Source organism: Ruminococcus flavefaciens ND2009 (genome assembly GCF_000621785.1).
Lineage (GTDB): Bacteria > Bacillota > Clostridia > Oscillospirales > Ruminococcaceae > Ruminococcus > Ruminococcus flavefaciens_C.
Map to the genome: position 1 here is coordinate 14,851 of NZ_JHXI01000012.1, position 20,265 is coordinate 35,115.

The window sequence follows — 20,265 nt, forward strand, 5'->3', positions numbered from 1 at the left end:
GAAGTTTATATCGAACGTAAAATAATAAAAAATCCAATAATGACAAGTTTCTGACAATAAAAAAACGAAAGGAGCCACAACAATGGCAAAAAGAAAAAGCGGATCAATAGCAGTACCCTTTCTGGCGACTATCTTCATCGGACTTATCGTAGTCGGAGGAATAGCCGCAGGACTGTACAAGTACCTGGGCTTCGGGCAGCAGAAAAAGCCCTCTGAGCCCGTACCGAGAACAAACGGAATGGTCACGGACTCGGATAACCACACCGTGCTCCTGGTACTGGACGTCCCCGAAAGAAAGTCACCTCCCACATTTATCCTCATGCGTTCACGCCCCGTCAAGAAGGAGATCGTGTTCATAGGAATACCTTCAAACTCCATTGCCCTTGTTGACGGTAATCAGGAGGGTATCCTGGCAAGCTATAACAGCGGCGGAGCAGCCTCTGCGGCGGAATTCGTCGAGAAGGTCTTCGAGGTCGAGGTCGACAGGTACATGAAGTTCGATTCCGCAGCATTCAGAAAGATAAGCGACATTTTCGGCGGAGTCACCTATGCGGTGAACGCTGACATCGCAGGCTTCAAGAATGACGGAACACAGCAGTACCTCAACAGCGAGCAGGTGGAGATGTTCGTTACCTACATGATGTTCCAGGGCGGCGAGTATGAGCGCTCACTTATAGCTGCCGATGTGCTCAAGTCCATGGTGAACCAGGCTGATGGCAAGCGTATCGCAGACAGCTTTGACAACAACTTCAACACCGTTATAAATATGGTGGAGTCAGATGTTACTGCGGCTGACTATAAGGAGCACAAGAACGCTATCAAGAATATGTTCGAGTTCGGCTCCTCTATCGCCGTGGCACTTTCCGTTGACGGAACCAATGCAGGCGCCGACTTTATCCCCAGCAGCGGCTTCATCGAGAACGTTAAGGACCAGTACTTCAAGGAGAAGTAATGACAGGAATATTCGATACCCACGCACATTACGCTGACAGCGCCTTTGACGCCGACAGGGAGCAGGTCCTTGAGGAGCTGCCCCGAAAGGGCGTAAAGCTGGTGATGCTGGCAGGCTCCTCCATGAGGAATTCAGCTGCCAATGCTGAGCTGGCAGAGCGCTATGACTATATCTATGCCGCAGCAGGAGTCCACCCAGAAAGCGTGGATGAGACTCCCGATGACTATATCGAAAGGCTGCGGGAGCTTATCTCATCCTGCCCGAAGATAAAGGCAGTAGGCGAGATAGGTCTTGATTACCACTACGAAAACTACGACCGTGAAAAGCAGATACGCTTTTTCCGTCAGCAGCTCTCTCTTGCGGCGGAGCTGGATATGCCCGTCATAGTTCACAGCCGCAATGCCACCGAGGACACCGTGGACATACTGAAGGAGTTCCGTCCCCGGGGCGTGGTACACTGCTTCAGCGGCTCAGCGGAGACCGCAAAGGAGATACTGAAGACAGGTATGTACATCGGCTTTACGGGAGTCCTCACCTTCAAAAACGCAAAGAAGGCGCTGAAGGCTCTTGCTGAGGTGCCCATGGACAGGCTTCTCATGGAGACGGACTGCCCTTACATGGCTCCCGAGCCTCTGCGGGGACACCGCAGCGACAGCTCCATGATAGAGTTCACGGCGGCAAAGGCTGCGGAGGTCAAGGGTATACCCGTTCAGGAGCTAATAGACATCACCTGCCGCAACGGCATGACGATGTACGGAATAGAATAACTCGCAGAAAGGAGGAAAACGGATGTATTACTGCTGCGGAGTTACAGAAAAGGGCGTAATGCCCCATAATGAGGACGCTCTTCTCATAAAGGACAGCGTGATAGATTCGGGATCCTCCGAGCAGACCATAGCGCCGCCATTTATAGCGGCGGTATCCGACGGAGTATCGGGAGAGCGCTCAGGCGAGCTTGCCTCAAAGATGTGTCTTGAGCTCCTCCGCGACGTGGAGTACAGCGGCGAGATGAAGCTTGACGAGGAGCTTCTCTCCATTCACCGCCGTCTTGCGGAGTACAGCGAGTCCGATCCCGAGATGCACAATATGCAGGCGACTCTCTGCGGCTTTGCAGTGGACGAGAGCAACAATATCCTCACCTTCAATGTGGGAGACTCACGTCTCTACCGCTACCGCGGCGGACGTATCAGGCAGATCTCCCGTGACCAGTCCCTTGTGCAGCTCCTCATTGACGAGGGGGCTATCACCCACGAGGAGAGAAAGGCGCACGTCCACAGGAACATCATCTTCCCCGTTTTCGGAAATGTGAAGTCCACTCCCAAGGTGGACACCGTAAGCATAGACGGGGGAATGGAGTACGGCGACCTGCTGCTGCTCTGTACCGACGGGCTTTCCGACTATGTATCGGCTCTTGATATAGAGGAGATACTTGAGCTTCCGAAAAGCCTGAAATCGAGACTTCACCTGCTTGTGGACAAGGCTCTGGAAAACGGCAGCAAGGACAACATAACGGTCATCGCCGTTGTGTACTATGAATAATGAAGAAGAACGGCAGTGCCGTTCTTTTTTATAATAACAGGAGAATATAAATGGAAATAAAGCGCTTTTCAGCAGAAAAAGACCTGCAAAGGCTTGAAAGCTATCTCAGGGACTGCTATTATGAGACGGAAAACATGACCTCATGGCTTCCCCAGCGGCTCCACGACCTTATATACAGAATGGACGTACAGTATACCGACTGCGGACTGCCGAGGTCTGCGGACTATATTTTCATGTGGGAGGACAGCGGCAGTATAGTCGGCTGTATACTCCCCGACGGCGACGCGGTCTACATGAGCATAAAGAAGGGCTGTGAGAGAATTTTTGCGGATATGGTGAGCTATGCCGAGGAGAACTGCCTGCCCCTGTTTGAAAAGGACAAGGACGGCTCTGTGGACTTCCTTGTCATAGCCAATGACAGTCTTGCCTACAGAGCTGAGGTGCTTACGGAAATGGGTTATACAAAGCAGGCTGAGGAGGACTATGACAATTATGTATACCCTCAGACCGCAGCTGTGACGGTGGAGCTTCCCGACGGGTATAAGCTTCTCTACGGCGATGAATACCCCGACGAGGCTCTGAAATGGAGCGCACTCAATCTGGGCTTTCACCCCGGGCTTGAAGCCGAGGGCTACAGAAATGGCATGACCGCCTATGAGTCGCGGAAGAAGTCGTCCATGTATGCCGACAGCTTCGAGACTGTCATAATAGACGGGAAAACAGACCATGAGAACAATGTGTGCGCATACTGCTTCGTCTATGTGGATACGGTCACGAAGACCGCCCTCATCGAGCCTGTGAGTACAAGGGAGAAATACAGGCACAAGGGCTTGGGTACGGCGCTCATGCACGGAGCGATACTGAAATGCAGGGAAAAGGGCGTCGAGAAATGCTACGTGAATTCCTATGACTGGCGCAGAAAGTTCTACAATGCGGCAGGCTTTGTCACCGAGGACTCCATAGGCTTCTGGCACAAGCGTCTGAAATAAAGTGTTGCGCAGAGGTAACTTTGTCATAACAGAGCGATATTTGCTCTGCTGTTTTTTGCGGCATTTGACGAATATTTAACAAGTGCCAAAAAAATCATTTTTTTATATTGACTTATGGGGGACAAAGGAGTATAATTTATATTGTATGGCAAATACTACCTATTTTATATATCAAACTTGGAGGTTTTTAAAATGAGCAGAGTTTACAACTTCAGTGCAGGTCCTGCGGTTCTTCCCGAGGAAGTGCTCAAGGAATGTGCAGAGGAAATGATGGATTACAAGGGCTGCGGAATGTCCGTAATGGAGATGTCTCACCGTTCAAAGGTATACGATGAGATCATCAAGGAAGCAGAGAAGGATCTCCGCGACCTCATGAACATCCCCGACAACTACAAGGTCATCTTCGTACAGGGCGGCGCTTCACTGATATTCGCAGGCGTTCCCATGAACCTGATGAAGAAGGGCAAGGCTGCTTACATCATCACAGGTCAGTGGGCTAAGAAGGCTGCACAGGAAGCTGAAAAGTACGGCGAAGTAGTAAGAGTAGCTTCATCTGCCGATAAGACATTCTCATATATCCCTGACTGCTCAGATCTTGATATACCCGACGATGTAGACTACGTTTACATCTGCGAGAACAACACAATCTACGGAACAAAGTTCTGGGAGCTCCCCAACACAAAGGGTCACGAGCTGGTTGCTGACGTAAGCTCATGCTTCCTCTCAGAGCCTGTTGACGTATCAAAGTACGGCGTTATCTACGGCGGCGTTCAGAAGAACGTAGGACCTTCAGGCGTTCAGATCATCATCGTTCGTGAGGACCTCATCGCTGACGGCCCCGCACTCAAGTGCACACCTACAATGATGGACTGGAAGATCCAGGCTGACAACGAGTCACTCTACAACACACCTCCCTGCTACGGCATCTATGTATGCGGCAAGGTATTCAAGTGGATCAAGAAGATGGGCGGCCTTGAGGCAATGAAGGCTCACAACGAGAAGAAGGCTAAGATCCTCTATGATTTCCTCGACAGCAGCAAGATGTTCAAGGGCACAGTTGAGAAGAAGGACCGCTCACTCATGAACGTACCCTTCATCACAGGCAACGAGGAGCTTGACAAGAAGTTTGTTGCAGAGTCAAAGGCAGCAGGCTTCGAGAACCTCAAGGGTCACAGAACAGTTGGCGGCATGAGAGCTTCTATCTACAACGCTATGCCTATCGAGGGCGTTGAGAAGCTGGTAGCCTTCATGAAGAAGTTTGAGGAAGAAAACTCATAATAATTCATAATGCATAATGCATAATGCATAATTACAGTGTCTTTTTATACTTGATATATCGAGCGTAGCGAGCTCCGCAATTATGAATTATGAATTCTTAATTATGCATTTCAAAAAAACATAGAAAGAGGTTTACTGAAATGTACAATATCCAGACATTAAACAAGATCTCAGCAGTCGGAACAGACGTATTTGACAAGAGCAAGTATACTGTTGCTGAGGAAATTGCAAACCCCGATGCAATAATGGTACGTTCCGCAAAGATGCACGATATGCAGTTCGGCGACAACCTTCTCGCAATTGCCCGTGCAGGTGCAGGCGTAAACAATATCCCTGTTGAGCGCTGCGCACAGGAGGGTATCTGTGTATTCAATACTCCCGGTGCTAACTCAAACGCAGTTAAGGAGCTTGCAGTATGCGCACTTCTCCTTGCTTCCAGAAAGATCGTTGAGGCAGCTTCATGGGCAGCTTCACTGAAGGGCACACCCGACGCTCCCAAGACAGTTGAGGGCGGCAAGTCCAAGTTTGCAGGTCCCGAGATCGCGGGCAAGACCCTTGGTATCATCGGTCTGGGCGCTATCGGCGGTAAGATCGCAAACGCAGCAGAGGCTCTGGGCATGAAGGTTATCGGCTACGATCCCTACATCTCAATCGGAGCAGCTCTCCACCTCGATCCTACAGTAAAGATCGTTTCCGATATAAACGAGATCTACACAAACAGCGACTACATCACAATTCATATGCCCTACACTCCTCAGACAAAGAACACCATCGATGCTGAGCAGATCGCTATGATGAAGGACGGCGTTCGTCTTATCAACCTCGCAAGAGGTGAGCTCATCAACAGCGAGGCAGTAGTAAAGGCTATCGCTGACGGCAAGGTTGCAAAGTACGTAACAGACTTTGCTGACGATGTAGTTCTCGGCGTTGAGAACGTTATCGTTCTTCCTCACCTCGGTGCTTCCACACCCGAGAGCGAGGACAACTGTGCAGTTATGGCAGCTGAGGAGCTCATCGAGTACCTTGAGAACGGTAACATCAAGAACTCTGTAAACCTCCCCAACGCTTCAATGAACGCAGTAGGAACAAAGATCTGCATCATCCACAAGAACGTTCCCACAACTATTGCTTCTATCACAACAGCAGTAGGCAATGAGGGACTCAATATCGAGAACATGGTAAACGCTTCCAAGAAGGACTTCGCTTACACAATGCTCGACATCATCGGTGATGTACCTCCCACAGTTGAGGGCAAGATCAACGCAGTAGACGGCGTTATCAGAGTAAGGATCATCAAGTAATAACAGCTCATATTAAAGCAGACAGCCCCTGATAATTCAGGGGCTGTTTTTTATGCTGCAAGCATGAAGCTGCTGAGCACTCTTATTATAAAGTCAAAGTGGACGTATTCCTTGCCAAAGTACCTTTTAAAGTAGCCGTTCCAGAACTGGTGCTCACTGTCGCCGTACTGAATGGGCACGGAGACTGAGGGATACTCGGGGAAGTCATTTTTACCCTCGGCGAAGTCCTCCCAGCATACCATATCGGGGTTATTTCGGATAATAGTGTAAACATTGGTATTCCACATAATTAGTCCTCCTTCTGCTTTGCCTTCTCAACGACCTCTGCCATGTGTCTTCTCACGTCTGCGGTGGGAGTAGTGCGCAGGTCGATGAGGACCTTTTTGTACTCCGCATAGAGCTCCTCGGGAATATTGAATGTGACCTTTCTCATCTGCTGATCTGCCATGATTGACCTCACTTTCTTGTATGTATATATGTATAACCGTATTGTAAAATAATTATAACATATCAGACTTCAAAATACAATAGGCGGATATACCAAAAATCCAGTGTTTCGTTTGTACACAATTTCCATAAATAACAAAACAGCCATAAAGAAGAAACCTTCTCTATGGCTGATCTGATATACGATCACTGTTCACTTGCTTTACTGTTGATATAGCGCTTTTTCACGTTTATGAGGGCTGCCGCAAAGAGCATATACATCCTGGACTGGTCTGCGTATGAGACAAAACCGCCCTTGGGCTCGTAGTCCTCAAAGAGACATATCATCAGCACTATCCTTGCGAACACCGGTACAAAGGCAGCCACAATGAGCCACCTGCTCTGGTTAATGGTGTAGCCGCGGCGAATGAGCCTTATCATGAATACAAAGAACAGCACCACAAGGGCTGCGGAGAAAATATCCATAGCGACAGTCCCGTAGAAATAGCCGTCTTTGGGGTAGAATTTGCGGATATTGTCGTGGGTCTCGGTAATGAGCTGAACTCCCTCAGCTGCCATGCCCGTTATGGGGAGTATCATAAGATACTTTGAGCGCTCAAAGAGTATTATCAGCACCGTAAACAGGGCAAATGCCAGGGGTATAAGGATATATGAGAGGAAGCAGTCCGTAATATAGAACATATTCTTTGCTTCATGGAGCTCAAAGGAAAAGTCAGTCATGCCGTTTGCGATTAGCAGTGCCGCAAAAACGCAGGACACCACCACAACTCCGTGGTATATAGCGGAGGATAGCTTCCTGCCGTTGGACTTATCCAGCTCCTCAAGCTCCTTACAGGCTGGGCAGCTCAATTCTCCCTGAGGGATCTCGCTGCCGCATTTTGGGCATATCCTTCTCATAGCTTCCAGTCATCGCAGAGCTTGTGTATAGCCTCGGTAAGCTGACGCATATCCGCATTTGTTCTGCCGTCCGAGTCCTTGATAAGCGCAGAAAGGCGCTCCGAAGCCGCAAGGAGGTCGCTGTAAGCGATGCTGTAGTTTGCGGTATTCTTCTTTTTGGGTATGGGTATGGGCTCGGCATCAATGGTAATGACGTTCTCTGCGATGTCGAACTCCGCACCGCTGTAGGGGACGTATACCTCTGCGCCCAGCTCGTCGCGGAGTCTCTGTGCAAAGCTCTCTGAGGAGCTTGCCTCGCCGTGATTTACAAAGAAGCGCTTTACTCCAGAAACAGCCTTAGCCCACTCAAGCAGACCGTTCACATCTGCGTGACCGCTGATACCGGGGAGCTGAGTTATACGGGCAGCTACCTTGACGGTCTCGCCGAAGAGCTTTACTCTCTTGGCACCCTCGATAAGTGATCTTCCGAGAGTATTGCCTGCCTGATAGCCGACGAAAAGTATGGTATTCTGCTTCTTCCAGAGGTTGTGCTTGAGGTGGTGCTTGATACGTCCTGCCTCGCACATACCGCTTGCAGAGATTATGACCTTGGGACGCTCGTCGCTGTTGATAGCAACGGAGTCATTGCTGGTGACGGTACGGATAAGTCCCTCAAAGGCGATAGGGTTTATGCCCTTGCGGACGAAGGACAGAGCCTCCTCATCGTAGCAGCTCTCACGGTTGCTGATGAAAATATCCGTAGCCTCATTGGCGAGGGGGCTGTCCACATATACGGGGAAGCCGTCGTGACCCTTAACAAGTCCCTCGGTCTTTATATGCCTGATGAAATAGAGCATTTCCTGAGTTCTGCCCACGGCGAAGGAGGGGATTATAACGCTTCCTCCGCGGTCGAAGGTCTCCTGGAGCACCTTTGCCAAAGATGAGGCGTAGTCCGTGGGACGGTCGTGAACGCGGTTTCCGTAGGTAGACTCTATCATAACGTAGTCCGCAGCCTCGATGAACTGAGGGTCGCGGATAAGGGGCTGCTCGGTATTGCCGATGTCGCCGGAGAAGGCGATAGTCTTGGTGACGCCGTCCTCGGTTAGGGTGAGGAGAATGCTTGATGAGCCCAGAAGATGTCCTGCGTCGCGGAACTTCACCCTTATGCCCTCAGCTATCTCCACCTCGGTGTCATATTTATGGGGAACGAAAAGCTCGATAGCGCCGATAGCGTCGTCCATGGTGTAGAGGGGCTGATATGGCTCGTCGCCGCGGCGTGCAGCCTTTCTGTTGCGCCATTCTGCTTCAAACTCCTGAATGTGGGCGCTGTCGCGGAGCATAACGCTGCAAAGGTTCGAGGTAGCCTCCGTTGCGTGTATCTCCCCCTGAAAACCGCCTGCGTAGAGGAGAGGCAGCAGACCCGAGTGGTCGATGTGAGCGTGGGTCAGGAGCACGAAGTCGATGTTTGAAGGCGATACGGGCACCTGAACGTTCTCGTAGATGTCCTCGCCCTGCTGCATACCGAAGTCAACAAGGAACCTCTTGCCGCAGGCTTCTATATAAGTACAGCTTCCCGTGACCTCATGGGTAGCGCCTATAAAAGTCATTTTCATAGAAAAACCTCCTGTGATAAATCAAAATTTAGCTTTGCTAAATTTTGATTTGAGTTTAGAGTTGAGAGTTTAGAGTTGAAAGTTTTGGAGTCGCCTGCGGCGACAATATTTAAATATTGTGAGCGAAGCGAACACATTAACTAATCACTAACCACTATGCACTAATCACTATTAGCGCTTGCGCAAAATTATGATTTACTATATTATAACACATTTGATCGCGGATGTCTACATTGAATATAAAACACTGCTCTTATTTAATGATAAACGATAAATTTTTATCGTGAAAGCTGCACAAAGAGCCCCCTCTGAACTCCTGCCTGTTATATGCAAACACACAATAATTAACGATAAACATTAAAAATCCATTGACAAACGTTAATACCTGTGATATGATATAGTCACAGAAGGGGGGACGCCTCCGAAAGGAACTGCATTGTTCAAAAAGGAGTAATTATTATGAATAACGAAAAAATGCTTTCAAAACTCAGAGTAATCAGCGGGATATCGGTAGTCGGCGTCATCGCCTATCTGGCAAGTATGGCTTACCGCTACATACCCGACGTGGTAAACGGCTTCAAGGACGGCTGGAACTCATACGACGAGACGGAAACGGCCGCAGAAACGCCTGTGTGGAAAATGCTGGTATCAGTTCCCTGCGGAATCGCTTTCGTGGCAGTTCTTGCAATAATCATCGTTGCGGGACTTCAGTTGCTCTTCCAGCTCAGCAAGGGAAATTCGCCCTTCAACGAAAAGGTCAGCAAGTCCATCAAAAATCTGGGCGTAAGCTGTATCGTGTTCGAGATAGTAAGAACGATTCTCATGTATACAACCCTTGACACCGTACACATCGGAATGCTCTGGATGGCAGGACTGGTCTTATGCGCATTCTCGCTGATATTCCGCTACGGAACCATATTACAGCAGGAGTCGGACGAGACACTGTAAGGAGGACGCTATGGATAAGGAGAAACTCACCAAAAAGATAAAAAAGCTGAGCAAATTCACATACGGAGCGATGGTGATATATTTCCTGCTCAACTGCTGTGATATATGGCCCGACGGCGTAAAGCGTCACAATATAGATATGGACATAAAGGATATGTCTGCATTAAAGGCAGTATTCGCCATTGCAGCCATGTTCTTCCTGGTGGTATCTGTGGTAGGAATGTTCATTTCCGCCATGAAGACCATGTCATATTTCAGTAAGGGCAGGACGCCCTTTACCAAAAAAACTGCAAACCGCGTCCGCGACCTGGGCATTTGCTTCATCGTTATGGAAATATCCTGCGCCGCACTGGTATTCATCGGCACAGGCAAAATAGAGCTGGATCTGTTCTGGCTGGCGGGACTGGTGCTTTATGCGTTTTCCGTAGTTTTCCGCTACGGAACAAAGCTACAGAAAGAGTCAGATGAGACATTATAAGGAGGCTTAACAATGAGCAAATCAAACGTAGAAGCAAAAATAAAAGAGAGCAGTCTCGCCATAATGGTAATATCTTTGATCGGCGCTGCCCTGACAGCCTGTGCAGGCTTTTGTCAGCTTTTATCAGATACAGAAAGAATATCCGACGACTTTGCCAAAAAGATGATGCTAAAGACAGCTTTATCAAACATCATATGCTCCGTCATACTTATTATAGCAGCTGTCATTTTCTACAGGATAGCCAAAAACGCCAGACCTTTTACTAAGGGCAATATCACCGCTATCCGCATAATAGCACTGCTGTTCCTGATAAATGCAGTCCTGCCGTCGATAATAGTGGGAATGTATCTTGGCTTTGCCAAAATAAGTATTATTGGCTCAGGCTCGATATTCAACGCAGCACTGTGTTTCTTCTTCGGTGAGATACTGCGCTACGGAAACCTGCTTCAGACCGAGTCCGACGAAACATTATAAGGAGGGATTATAAATGGAGAAGACAATAGTATCAAACAAGGACAAGAACGTACAGAAAGTCAATACACTGGGCAAGGTCAGCAGGATAATGCTGAATATAGCCCTCACCGCACTCATCATCGGCATGGTGACCTGCATAGTGATGTCAATATATTTCTGTACACTGCCTAAGGACGCAGTGGCTCTCAAGGGCGATTTCAAAGGCAGCGTGACCGTCAGCCATGAGCTGCCCGAAAAGTTCATCGTAATAAATGAGGAAGACGTGGAAGTCGGCAAGGAAGGCAGACAGCTGAAATACTCCGTCACCGAGAACAGGGACGAGGACAACAACAAGGTCTATGACATAAGCTTCCTGCTGGACAAGCTGACGGGTACCGAGCTGAAGGTGCTGGCAGCAGGGGCAATGGCACTGATAGCTTTATCCCTGCTGATACTCAGTATCATCGTCATTTTCGGCAAGAAACTTGCAAAGGCACTGGAGACCTGCGACTCGCCCTTTGAGGACAACGTGCTGAAAAAGATGAAGTCATTCGGTTTTTCGCTTATCCCATGGGCACTATACAAGCTTATAGTGGGAAATCTTGGCGGTATCACAACCGTAATTTTCGTGCTGGTAGTTCTGCTGTTCATCAGCGTATTCAATTACGGCGCAAAGCTCCAGCGCGAGTCCGACGAGACACTGTGAGGTGGGAATATGTCGATAATCCTTAGACTTGACCGCGTAATGGCGGACAGGAAAATGAGCCTTAACGAGCTCAGCGACCGCGTAGGCGTCAGCAACGTAAACCTTTCCAAGCTGAAAACGGGCAAGGTAAGCGCCATACGCTTCTCCACCCTCAATGCTATATGCAAGGTGCTGAAATGCCAGCCGGGGGACATACTGGAGTTCATAGACGACGGCGAAGAATAGCCGTACGAAGCTCATCTGCAATAAAACATGAATGGGATACCGCAGAAGTGCGGTGGGGTACAGGGGCAGAGCTCCTGAAAAAAGCACCCCTGAGTGATGATTACTTCACTCAGGGGGATTTTTTTATCATTTTTTACCGCATATCTCCGTAATATCGTAGCTCAGCTCAAAGGCGTCATCGTCACATTCGCTGTAGAAGCTGCTGACGATACGGCTCGCCACCAGATGACCACCGTTGTCATCGGCGTCGATGAGGAGCACCACTACCCGGTCATTTCCGCAGACCGAAGCCATATCACCGCGGCGCAGACAGAGCCTTACCGCCTCCGCGAGGGTTTTCAAGACCTTTTTTCGGGCGGCGGCGGAGCATTCCTCGCCGCAGGACAGGGTTATCTCCAGCATCTGAGCGGTCTTGCCCGTCCTTTCGAGAGTTCTCATGACGAAGCGGAATATACTGGTGAACTCTGCTGAGCGCACACAGAAAGCGCCTGTATCACGGTCTTTGAGGGACATGAGTTTTTCGTGGGTAATGACCTCGTCCCTGCCCAGCTTTACGGGGATAAGAGTGAGGGCTTTCACCCTCCTCAGCAGCAGCTGACCGCAGAGGGGCAGGCGGATAACGTCGTCGAAGCCCATAGCCAGCATTATCTCCTGATTTTCGCCGCTCGTGTCAGAGGTGACAGCAGCCGACGGCACAGAGCGCAGTCTGTCCGAGCTGCGGATACTGCTGATGACAGCACCCACAGAGCCGCTGCAATACTCCTCGGAAACGAGAATGACATCACAGTCGGTGAGACGGCTCACATCGGCTGCAACGGTGCAGTCGAAGGACTCGCCCAGGGCATTTTCCCAGAAACCCGAATTATTCAAACTGTCAATGATACCTGCGATCATAGCACAGCCTCCGTTCAAAAGTTGTTCACATTTGATTATAGCATATTCTTTTGCAAGTATCAATTATCTTTTGCAACAAAAATTCATATCATTTTTTGTCTCATAGGACAAAGGGGAGATTGTTTCCGTTTCGCAATAAAAGGGAAACCAATTTTTTTCTTGATTATTTTGTAAAGTTGCTGTATAATGTATTTACAAGAGCTATGTGAGGAGGTCAGAATATGAAAGAATTGAGATTTTTTGCCGCCCTTTCGGCAGCTGCGGTCATTGCGGCTTCAATGCTCAGCGGCTGTACCGACCACAATGAGAGCTACATCGAGAGACCGCATACGCAAGCGGAGACCACAACAGAGGGTATAGTGGAGTGGACCACCAAGGCTCAGACCACCACTGCTGTCACCACAAAGAAGGCGAAGAAGACCACCTCCGCCGATAACGAGGACAGCGTTACAACTGCCAAAAAGAACAAGAACAAGAATAAAAAGACTACTTCTTCCGAAGAAGAATATACCGAAACTACCACAACTACGGCGGTTTTTGACAGCGATGACGGCACCTATGTGGAGTATCACTTCCGCAATAAAAAGCTCCTCAACCAGCATTTCGAGAAGCACGGCGAGGAGTTTGCCGACGATTTCGGCTATAATTCCGCAGCTGAGTACGAAAAGGGCGCCAGCGACGTTATCAACAACTCCTCAGCCCTTCACAAGACCGAGGCGGAGGACGGCGACGGAGTTTACTACATAGAGTCTACCAACGAGTTCGTGATACTGTCCACAGACGGCTATATCAGAACATATTTCCGCCCCAACGGCGGTATAGATTACTATAACAGACAATAACAGAATGAAGGTGCTGACATGAAAAGAAGAGTATATGCAGCCTTAGCTCTGACAGCTGCGGCGGTAATGTTGAGCGGCTGTTCGGGAAGCAAGCTTTCCCATAAGAGCAGCGACGTCCCCGACAGACCGGAGAACTGGTCAGTGGAGCAGAGGGCTCTTGAGGATATAACTCCCATAGCAGGCGAGGAGCGGGTCTTTGTCACCAGAGACGAGGAGACCGATGCTGTGAAGATAATACAGGGCGTCCTCAGCGACGATCCCATCAACAACGAAAGGGAAGCTCTCGACCTCATCGCCTCATATTCCCAGGTAATGGGCTATATAGACGTATACAGCGAGCTTCAGTACAGCGGCGCCACAGAGTACGGAAGAAAGGTGGACTACAGGTTCGACCAGTTCTGCGATGGCATGGAAGCAGGCTTCGTGGAGCTGATGGTGGATCCCGACGAGGGCAACAGAGCAGTAGTTCTCAACAGCCATTATACCGATCTCTGGGGCTTCAGCACCAAGCCTAAGGTAAGTGAAGCCGAGGCAGTGAAGTGCGCAGGGGACAAGTACAGGACCGACAAGGGTACAAAGCCCGAGCTCATCATAGCCGAGGGCCCCGTTCTGGCATGGAAGGTACCCGTAAATGACGAGGACGTGGCAGAGGTATATATCGACGCAAACAACGGCGACATCATACGCCGCATACCCGTAACAGACTGAATATAAAAAGAAAAGGGGATACATTCCTTAACGGAACATATCCCTTTTGCTTTTTCTGGTATTTATCTTACTTGACAATAAACTTGTCGATCTCTTTGAGGAACTTGTCAGCGTCATCTGTGTGCGCATTAAGCTGGATAGGCTTTGAGAGGTCGAGGCTGAAGATACCCATGATGGACTTTGCATCGATGGCATATCTACCGGAAACGAGGTCAATATCGAAATCATACTTCATAACGATGTTGACGAATTCCTTTACGTCATTGATTGCCTGAAGATTAACAGTTGTTTTAGTCATACTTTACCTCCTGTTTTCAGATGTACGGATGTGCGAATGGATTTTTTTCTTGTTTATTTCTTTTTCTGCGGCTTTTCCCTTCCGCAGTTATATAATAGCACTTCTAAACTGCGCTGTCAAGCCGTTTTGGGAATTTTCGTCATTTTGGTATATATGATTGATATAGGGGAGCCGATTTTTATTGATAGAGGATAAACTATTAAGAGTGCATAAAAACTCTGAGTAATAATTGTGCACAATTCCAGTGAGGGGAAAGTGTACCATACTACGTTGATTATTAAATTTGAGGAGAATTATGTATAAAGTATATTTTATAACATTTGGCTGCAAGGTCAACCACTATGAGACCGAATGTATGAAGGAGCTCTTCCGCGGAGCAGGCTTTGATATAGCCGACGCCCCCGAGGGAGCTGATGCCGTGGTCATAAATTCCTGTACTGTCACCTCGTCGGGTGACAGCCGTGCCCTTTCGGCGCTGCGCAGAACAAGGGCGGCACTTCCCGATGCGGTGATCGCCCTGACAGGCTGCTATCCGCAGGCAAACCGCAAGGAGGCTGAGCAGCTTCCCGAGGCGGATATAATCGCGGGAACAAAGTACAGGAGCAGGATAGTGAGCATGGTGCAGAGCTGCCTTGAGGAGCGCCGCCGTATCGTGGAGCTTTCCGATTACAGCTCAGGAGATATATTCGAGCCCCTGAAATGCACCCGCTTTGACAGCAATACCCGCGCTTTCGTGAAGATACAGGACGGCTGCAACCAGTTCTGCTCATACTGCATGATACCCTATGCGAGGGGACGGTGCCGCTCAAAGCCTCTGGACGTTCTCCGCAGCGAGGTGAGAGCCATAGCAGAGGGGGGCGTAAAGGAGATAGTTCTGTCGGGCATAAATCTTGCCTTTTACGGCAGAGAGTTCGGTGCAGACCTTGCTGATGCCGCGGAGATATGTGCTGCCACAGAGGGCATTGAGCGCATAAGGCTCAGCTCCCTTGAGCCCGAGATGATGTCGGAGGAGCTGCTCATGAGACTGAGAGCCCTGCCGCAGTTCTGTCCCCAGTTCCACCTGTCCCTGCAAAGCGGCTGTGAGCGGACGCTGAAAGCCATGAACCGCAGATATACCGCCGCGGAGTACCTTGCCCTGACCGAGCGGATACGGAGCATCTTCCCCGACTGCTCCTTCACCACCGATGTGATGGTGGGATTTCCGCAGGAGACCGACGAGGATCACGCCGAGTCCGTGGACTTTGTGCGCCGCGTGGGCTTTGCGAAGGTCCACGTTTTCAGATATTCGCGGAGAAAGGGTACAAAAGCCGACAGAATGAGCGGACAGGTGCCCGAGAGCATCAAGACCCTCCGCTGGCAGGAGATGACAGCCGCCGCCGAGGAAAAGCGTGAGGAGTACCTCCGCGCTCAGGTGGGAAAGACTGTCCCCGTACTCTTTGAACGCGAAAAATCAACAGAATTTCACCGCGGATATGCACCCGATTATACATTAATAAAAATTTCCCGAAAAAATCCCGAAAAAAGTTTGCGTAATCAGATAATTAGTGTTATAATAGAAGAGTGTGGTCACGACTTCTGCTTCGGCAGTCCCGTCGGCGGCCTGTATTAATGCGTAATGCTTTATAAAATGCATAATGCATAATGCATAATTCATAATTGCGGTGCCGCCATGCGGCGAATGATCTTAAATGGTCCTGTTTCTGATATTATCGGCGAAGCCGATACGTTCATTGTGAATTATGAATTATGAATTATGAATTGACCGAAAGGAGATCTTTATGTCCGTATTCAGAATTTACGTTGAAAAAAAGCCTGAATTTGCAGTTGAGGCACAGTCCGTGCTCAGCGATATAAAAACTGCTCTCAGACTTAACATTTCCGGCGTCCGCATCATTAACAGATACGATGCAGACAAGCTCAGCGAGGAGGACTTCAACGCTGCCATCAGCACAGTATTCTCCGAGCCCGCAGTTGACGTGGTATATGACGAGCTTCCTCAGGTGGCAGAGACCGACCGCGTTTTCGCTGTTGAGTACCTCCCCGGACAGTTCGACCAGAGAGCCGACAGCTGTGAGCAGTGTATACAGATACTCCGCCAGGGCGAGCGCTGCCGTGTGAGAAATGCCAGAGTTTACATCATCTCAGGTGTGATCTCAGACGAGGACTTCGCAAAGCTCAAGGCTTATATCATCAACCCCGTTGAGAGCCGCGAGGCTTCACTGGAGACTGTAAAGACCCTCGATACCAACTATGACATCCCCACAACAGTTGAGGAGCTTGAGGGCTTCATCAACCTCAATGCCTTCGGACTCCATGCATTCGTTGACAAGTTCGGACTTGCCATGGACTACGATGATATAAAGTTCTGTCAGGACTATTTCCGCAACGAGGAAAAGCGCAACCCCACAATTACCGAGATCCGCATGATCGACACCTACTGGTCGGATCACTGCCGTCACACCACATTCCTCACAAATGTTGAAAACGTAAAGATAGATACTCCTTATATAAAGGATACATACGATATGTATGTGAACGTCCGCGAGGAGCTGGGCAGAACGGACAAGCCCATGACCCTTATGGACCTTGCTACCCTTGCAGCAAAGAAGCTGAAGGCTGACGGAAAGCTTCCCGACCTTGACGAGAGCGAGGAGATCAATGCCTGCTCTGTAAAGATCAAGGTGGATATAGACGGCGAGCAGGAGGACTGGATCCTCATGTTCAAGAACGAGACCCACAACCACCCCACAGAGATCGAGCCCTTCGGCGGTGCGGCTACCTGTCTGGGCGGTGCTATCCGTGATCCTCTTTCGGGACGTTCTTATGTATATCAGGCTATGCGTGTAACAGGTGCAGCCAATCCTCTCGTACCCGTTGAGGACACCATCGCAGGCAAGCTCCCCCAGAGAAAGATCACAGTGGGCGCGGCAAACGGCTACAGCTCCTACGGTAACCAGATAGGTCTGGCAACAGGCCATGTTGCTGAGGTATACCACCCCGGCTATGTTGCAAAGCGTATGGAGATAGGCGCAGTTCTCGGTGCGGCTCCTGCTGAGAATATCCGCAGAGAGAGCCCCGTTCCCGGCGACATCGTTATCCTTCTCGGCGGAAAGACAGGCCGTGACGGCTGCGGCGGTGCAACAGGCTCCTCAAAGTCACACACACTTGAGTCACTTGAGAGCTGCGGCGCTGAGGTACAGAAGGGTAATCCTCCCGAGGAGAGAAAGCTCCAGAGACTGTTCCGCAATCCCGAGGTAACAAAGATGATAAAGCGCTGCAACGACTTCGGTGCAGGCGGCGTTTCCGTTGCTATCGGCGAGCTGACAGACGGTCTCGTTATCAACCTCAATGCAGTGCCCAAGAAGTACGACGGTCTTGACGGTACCGAGATAGCAATTTCCGAGTCACAGGAGAGAATGGCAGTTGTCATCGCTCCCGAGGACCTTGATAAATTCATGGAGGAGGCTGCCAAGGAGAACCTTGAAGCTACCCTCGTTGCAGACGTTGTTGAAGAACCCAGACTGAAGATGAACTGGAACGGCAATACCATCGTTGACCTTTCACGCGAGTTCCTCAACTCAAACGGCGCTCCCAAGTATACAGACATCGAGATTGAGAGACCTGCCTTCAGCTCAGAGACAGTTCCCGCTGACAGCGCCGAGACCTGGTCACAGCTCATGTCCAACCTCAATGTATGCTCACAGAAGGGACTTATCGAGAAGTTCGACTCCACCATCGGCGCAGGCACAGTCCTCATGCCCTTCGGCGGCGTTTACCAGATGACTCCCTCACAGGCTATGGCAGCAAAGATACCCGTCCTCAAGGGCGAGACCAACACCTGCTCGCTCATGGGCTGGGGCTACAATCCCGATATATCCGAGAAGTCTCCTTATCACGGCGCAATGCTGGCTGTTATCGAGTCCATCGCCAAGGTAGTTGCAGCAGGCGGCTCTTACAAGAAGTGCTGGCTCACATTCCAGGAGTACTTCGAGAGAACACAGAACGATCCTACTCGCTGGGGCAAGCCTATGGCTGCTCTCCTGGGCGCATTCAAGGCTCAGCTGGAAATGGAGTGCGGCTCTATCGGCGGCAAGGACTCAATGTCCGGTACCTTCGAGAACATCGACGTTCCTCCCACACTTGTTTCCTTCGCAGTTTCAACTGCTATGGCAGATAAGATAGTCTCCACAGAGTTCAAGGAGTCGGGGAGCACAGTCATCACTATCGTTCCCGAGTATGACGAGCACGGTCTGCCCAAGTTCGACAGCATCAGAGAGTGCTTCGACAAGGTCGAGAAGCTCATCGCCGAGGATAGGGCAAATGCCATCTGGACCAACGGCTACGGCGGATTTGCCGAGGGTATCGCAAAGATGTGCTTCGGTAACAAGATCGGCTTTGAGTTCACATCACAGCCCTCAGCAGAGATGCTGTTCAAGCCCTGCTACGGCGCATTCATCATCGAGCTTAAAGGCGAGGCAAAGAGCGGCGAGGAAGTCCTCGGTAAGACTATCAAGGACTACAAGATACTCTGCCGCGACTATACACTCAGCCTGGATAACCTCCAGAGGATCTGGGAGGGCAAGCTTGAGCCCGTATTCCCATGCCGCATAAAGACAACGGATACAACTCCCCAGACATATTCATCACCCAACCGCATACAGCTCTCGGCTTCCACAAAGATCGCAAAGCCCAGAGTGCTTATCCCCGTATTCCCCGGAACAAACTGCGAGTATGATACTGCCCGTGCCTTTGAGAAGGCAGGCGCTAAGCCCGAGGTAGTAGTTATCCGCAACCTGTCCGCAGGCGACATCGAGGAGAGCGTAAGCTACTTCGAGAGAGCGGTAAGACGCTCTGAGATCATTATGATCCCCGGCGGCTTCAGCGGCGGTGACGAGCCCGAGGGAAGCGGAAAGTTCATCACAGCATTCTTCCGCAACCCCAAGATCAAGGACGCAGTTCACGACCTCCTCAGGAACCGTGACGGACTTATGCTGGGTATCTGCAACGGCTTCCAGGCACTTATCAAGCTGGGACTTGTGCCCTACGGCGAGATAATCGACATGGCTGACGACGCTCCCACACTTACATTCAACACTATCAACCGTCACCAGTCCATGATGGTAAATACACGTATCGCCTCCAACAAGAGCCCCTGGCTCTACGGCTGCGAGGTGGGCGACATACACACAGTTCCGATCTCACACGGCGAGGGACGCTTCGTAGCTCCCGCAAGCCTCATTCAGCAGCTTGCAAAGAACGGTCAGATCGCTACACAGTACGTTGACCTTGACGGCAATCCCACAATGGATATACGCTATAATCCCAATACCTCCATCGAGGCTATCGAGGGTATCACCTCACCCGACGGACGAGTATTCGGCAAGATGGGTCACTCAGAGCGTAAGGGCAGCTACATCTGCAAGAACGTTCAGGGCGAAAAGGATCAGAAGATCTTCGAGAGCGGCGTAAAGTACTTCACATAAGCGTAAAAGGACAGCTTCGGCTGTCCTTTTTTTGCCGTCAGCCCTTAGCCCTGAGCTTGTAGGGGCGGCGTACTTATGCCTACAAACCATGAACGACCATGTGTAGGGGACGGCGTCCCCGACGTCCCGCCGGTTACGCAAAAAACTTGAACGCGTTGTAGGGGCGGATATTATCCGCCTCTGTATACTTTGCATTGTGCGAAATGCGCAAAAACAAGTGCATAAATTTGTTATA

Annotated in this window: 21 protein-coding genes; 15 read left to right on the forward strand and 6 right to left on the reverse strand. The window is 50.1% G+C overall.

Annotation, left to right across the window (positions count from 1 at the left end):
* The first annotated feature begins 82 nt into the window (after window positions 1–82).
* From T488_RS0103825 to T488_RS0103850, 6 genes are all read left to right on the forward strand, one after another.
* Entirely contained in the window at window positions 83–952 is an 870-nt protein-coding gene (locus T488_RS0103825; RefSeq protein WP_028519655.1) for an LCP family protein, read from the forward strand.
* On the forward strand, window positions 952–1,719 hold the full coding sequence (locus T488_RS0103830) for a TatD family hydrolase (protein ID WP_028519656.1): 768 nt from the start codon (window positions 952–954) through the stop codon (window positions 1,717–1,719). Before T488_RS0103825 ends, T488_RS0103830 begins: the two co-directional genes overlap by 1 nt.
* A gap of 22 nt (window positions 1,720–1,741) precedes the next feature.
* Window positions 1,742–2,491 (forward strand): PP2C family protein-serine/threonine phosphatase, encoded by a 750-nt coding sequence (locus tag T488_RS0103835; RefSeq protein WP_028519657.1) that lies wholly within the window; start codon window positions 1,742–1,744, stop codon window positions 2,489–2,491.
* A gap of 50 nt (window positions 2,492–2,541) precedes the next feature.
* On the forward strand, window positions 2,542–3,480 hold the full coding sequence (locus T488_RS0103840) for a GNAT family N-acetyltransferase (RefSeq protein WP_028519658.1): 939 nt from the start codon (window positions 2,542–2,544) through the stop codon (window positions 3,478–3,480).
* A gap of 192 nt (window positions 3,481–3,672) precedes the next feature.
* Entirely contained in the window at window positions 3,673–4,758 is a 1,086-nt protein-coding gene (serC, locus tag T488_RS0103845) for a 3-phosphoserine/phosphohydroxythreonine transaminase (protein WP_028519659.1), read from the forward strand.
* Window positions 4,759–4,898: 140 nt separating this feature from the next.
* Window positions 4,899–6,059 carry a 3-phosphoglycerate dehydrogenase family protein gene (locus T488_RS0103850; RefSeq protein ID WP_028519660.1) on the forward strand — a complete coding sequence of 387 codons (1,161 nt, stop codon included), beginning with the start codon at window positions 4,899–4,901 and terminating at the stop codon, window positions 6,057–6,059.
* Between the two features lie 50 nt (window positions 6,060–6,109).
* Here T488_RS0103850 and T488_RS0103855 read toward each other — a convergent pair whose 3' ends face one another.
* From T488_RS0103855 to T488_RS0103870, 4 genes are all read right to left on the reverse strand, one after another.
* Entirely contained in the window at window positions 6,110–6,346 is a 237-nt protein-coding gene (locus tag T488_RS0103855) for a hypothetical protein (RefSeq protein ID WP_028519661.1), read from the reverse strand.
* Window positions 6,347–6,348: 2 nt separating this feature from the next.
* The gene (locus tag T488_RS19520; protein WP_155267155.1) at window positions 6,349–6,507 is read right to left on the reverse strand and encodes a transcriptional regulator; all 159 of its coding nucleotides are present in this window, start codon (window positions 6,505–6,507) and stop codon (window positions 6,349–6,351) included.
* Window positions 6,508–6,692: 185 nt separating this feature from the next.
* Window positions 6,693–7,403, reverse strand: a complete 711-nt coding sequence (locus T488_RS0103865) for a zinc ribbon domain-containing protein (protein WP_028519662.1) — start codon at window positions 7,401–7,403, stop codon at window positions 6,693–6,695.
* A complete protein-coding gene (locus T488_RS0103870; protein ID WP_028519663.1) occupies window positions 7,400–8,995 on the reverse strand; it encodes an MBL fold metallo-hydrolase RNA specificity domain-containing protein in 1,596 nt (531 codons plus the stop codon). The genes T488_RS0103865 and T488_RS0103870 overlap by 4 nt, the downstream gene beginning before the upstream one ends.
* Window positions 8,996–9,454: 459 nt before the next feature.
* On the opposite strand from T488_RS0103870, the gene T488_RS0103875 reads away from it, so the two are divergent.
* The 5 genes from T488_RS0103875 to T488_RS0103895 are packed head-to-tail and all read left to right on the forward strand — an operon-like array spanning window position 9,455 to window position 11,805.
* Window positions 9,455–9,943 (forward strand): DUF2975 domain-containing protein, encoded by a 489-nt coding sequence (locus T488_RS0103875; RefSeq protein WP_028519664.1) that lies wholly within the window; start codon window positions 9,455–9,457, stop codon window positions 9,941–9,943.
* A gap of 10 nt (window positions 9,944–9,953) precedes the next feature.
* On the forward strand, window positions 9,954–10,421 hold the full coding sequence (locus T488_RS0103880; RefSeq protein ID WP_028519665.1) for a DUF2975 domain-containing protein: 468 nt from the start codon (window positions 9,954–9,956) through the stop codon (window positions 10,419–10,421).
* 12 nt (window positions 10,422–10,433) lie between these two features.
* Entirely contained in the window at window positions 10,434–10,895 is a 462-nt protein-coding gene (locus tag T488_RS0103885; RefSeq protein ID WP_028519666.1) for a hypothetical protein, read from the forward strand.
* Window positions 10,896–10,908: 13 nt separating this feature from the next.
* Window positions 10,909–11,580 (forward strand): hypothetical protein, encoded by a 672-nt coding sequence (locus T488_RS0103890; RefSeq protein WP_028519667.1) that lies wholly within the window; start codon window positions 10,909–10,911, stop codon window positions 11,578–11,580.
* Between the two features lie 9 nt (window positions 11,581–11,589).
* Window positions 11,590–11,805 (forward strand): helix-turn-helix domain-containing protein, encoded by a 216-nt coding sequence (locus T488_RS0103895; RefSeq protein WP_028519668.1) that lies wholly within the window; start codon window positions 11,590–11,592, stop codon window positions 11,803–11,805.
* Between the two features lie 126 nt (window positions 11,806–11,931).
* On the opposite strand, the gene T488_RS0103900 is transcribed toward T488_RS0103895, so the two are convergent.
* On the reverse strand, window positions 11,932–12,699 hold the full coding sequence (locus T488_RS0103900; RefSeq protein ID WP_028519669.1) for a hypothetical protein: 768 nt from the start codon (window positions 12,697–12,699) through the stop codon (window positions 11,932–11,934).
* Between the two features lie 221 nt (window positions 12,700–12,920).
* Here T488_RS0103900 and T488_RS18590 point away from each other — a divergent pair, with 221 nt between their 5' ends.
* Both T488_RS18590 and T488_RS0103910 read left to right on the forward strand, forming a co-directional pair.
* On the forward strand, window positions 12,921–13,541 hold the full coding sequence (locus tag T488_RS18590) for a hypothetical protein (RefSeq protein ID WP_051536250.1): 621 nt from the start codon (window positions 12,921–12,923) through the stop codon (window positions 13,539–13,541).
* A gap of 18 nt (window positions 13,542–13,559) precedes the next feature.
* Window positions 13,560–14,249 (forward strand): PepSY domain-containing protein, encoded by a 690-nt coding sequence (locus T488_RS0103910; protein ID WP_028519671.1) that lies wholly within the window; start codon window positions 13,560–13,562, stop codon window positions 14,247–14,249.
* Between the two features lie 67 nt (window positions 14,250–14,316).
* Here the strand turns inward: T488_RS0103910 and T488_RS0103915 are convergent, their stop codons facing one another.
* Complete coding sequence (locus T488_RS0103915) at window positions 14,317–14,547, reverse strand: HPr family phosphocarrier protein (RefSeq protein WP_019680953.1); 231 nt, start codon at window positions 14,545–14,547, stop codon at window positions 14,317–14,319.
* 295 nt (window positions 14,548–14,842) lie between these two features.
* On the opposite strand from T488_RS0103915, the gene mtaB reads away from it, so the two are divergent.
* Both mtaB and T488_RS0103925 read left to right on the forward strand, forming a co-directional pair.
* Window positions 14,843–16,156 (forward strand): tRNA (N(6)-L-threonylcarbamoyladenosine(37)-C(2))-methylthiotransferase MtaB, encoded by a 1,314-nt coding sequence (gene mtaB, locus T488_RS0103920; protein ID WP_028519672.1) that lies wholly within the window; start codon window positions 14,843–14,845, stop codon window positions 16,154–16,156.
* 169 nt (window positions 16,157–16,325) lie between these two features.
* Window positions 16,326–20,030: a phosphoribosylformylglycinamidine synthase gene (locus T488_RS0103925; protein ID WP_028519673.1), complete on the forward strand. Its 3,705-nt coding sequence runs from the start codon at window positions 16,326–16,328 to the stop codon at window positions 20,028–20,030.
* Window positions 20,031–20,265 lie beyond the last annotated feature (235 nt).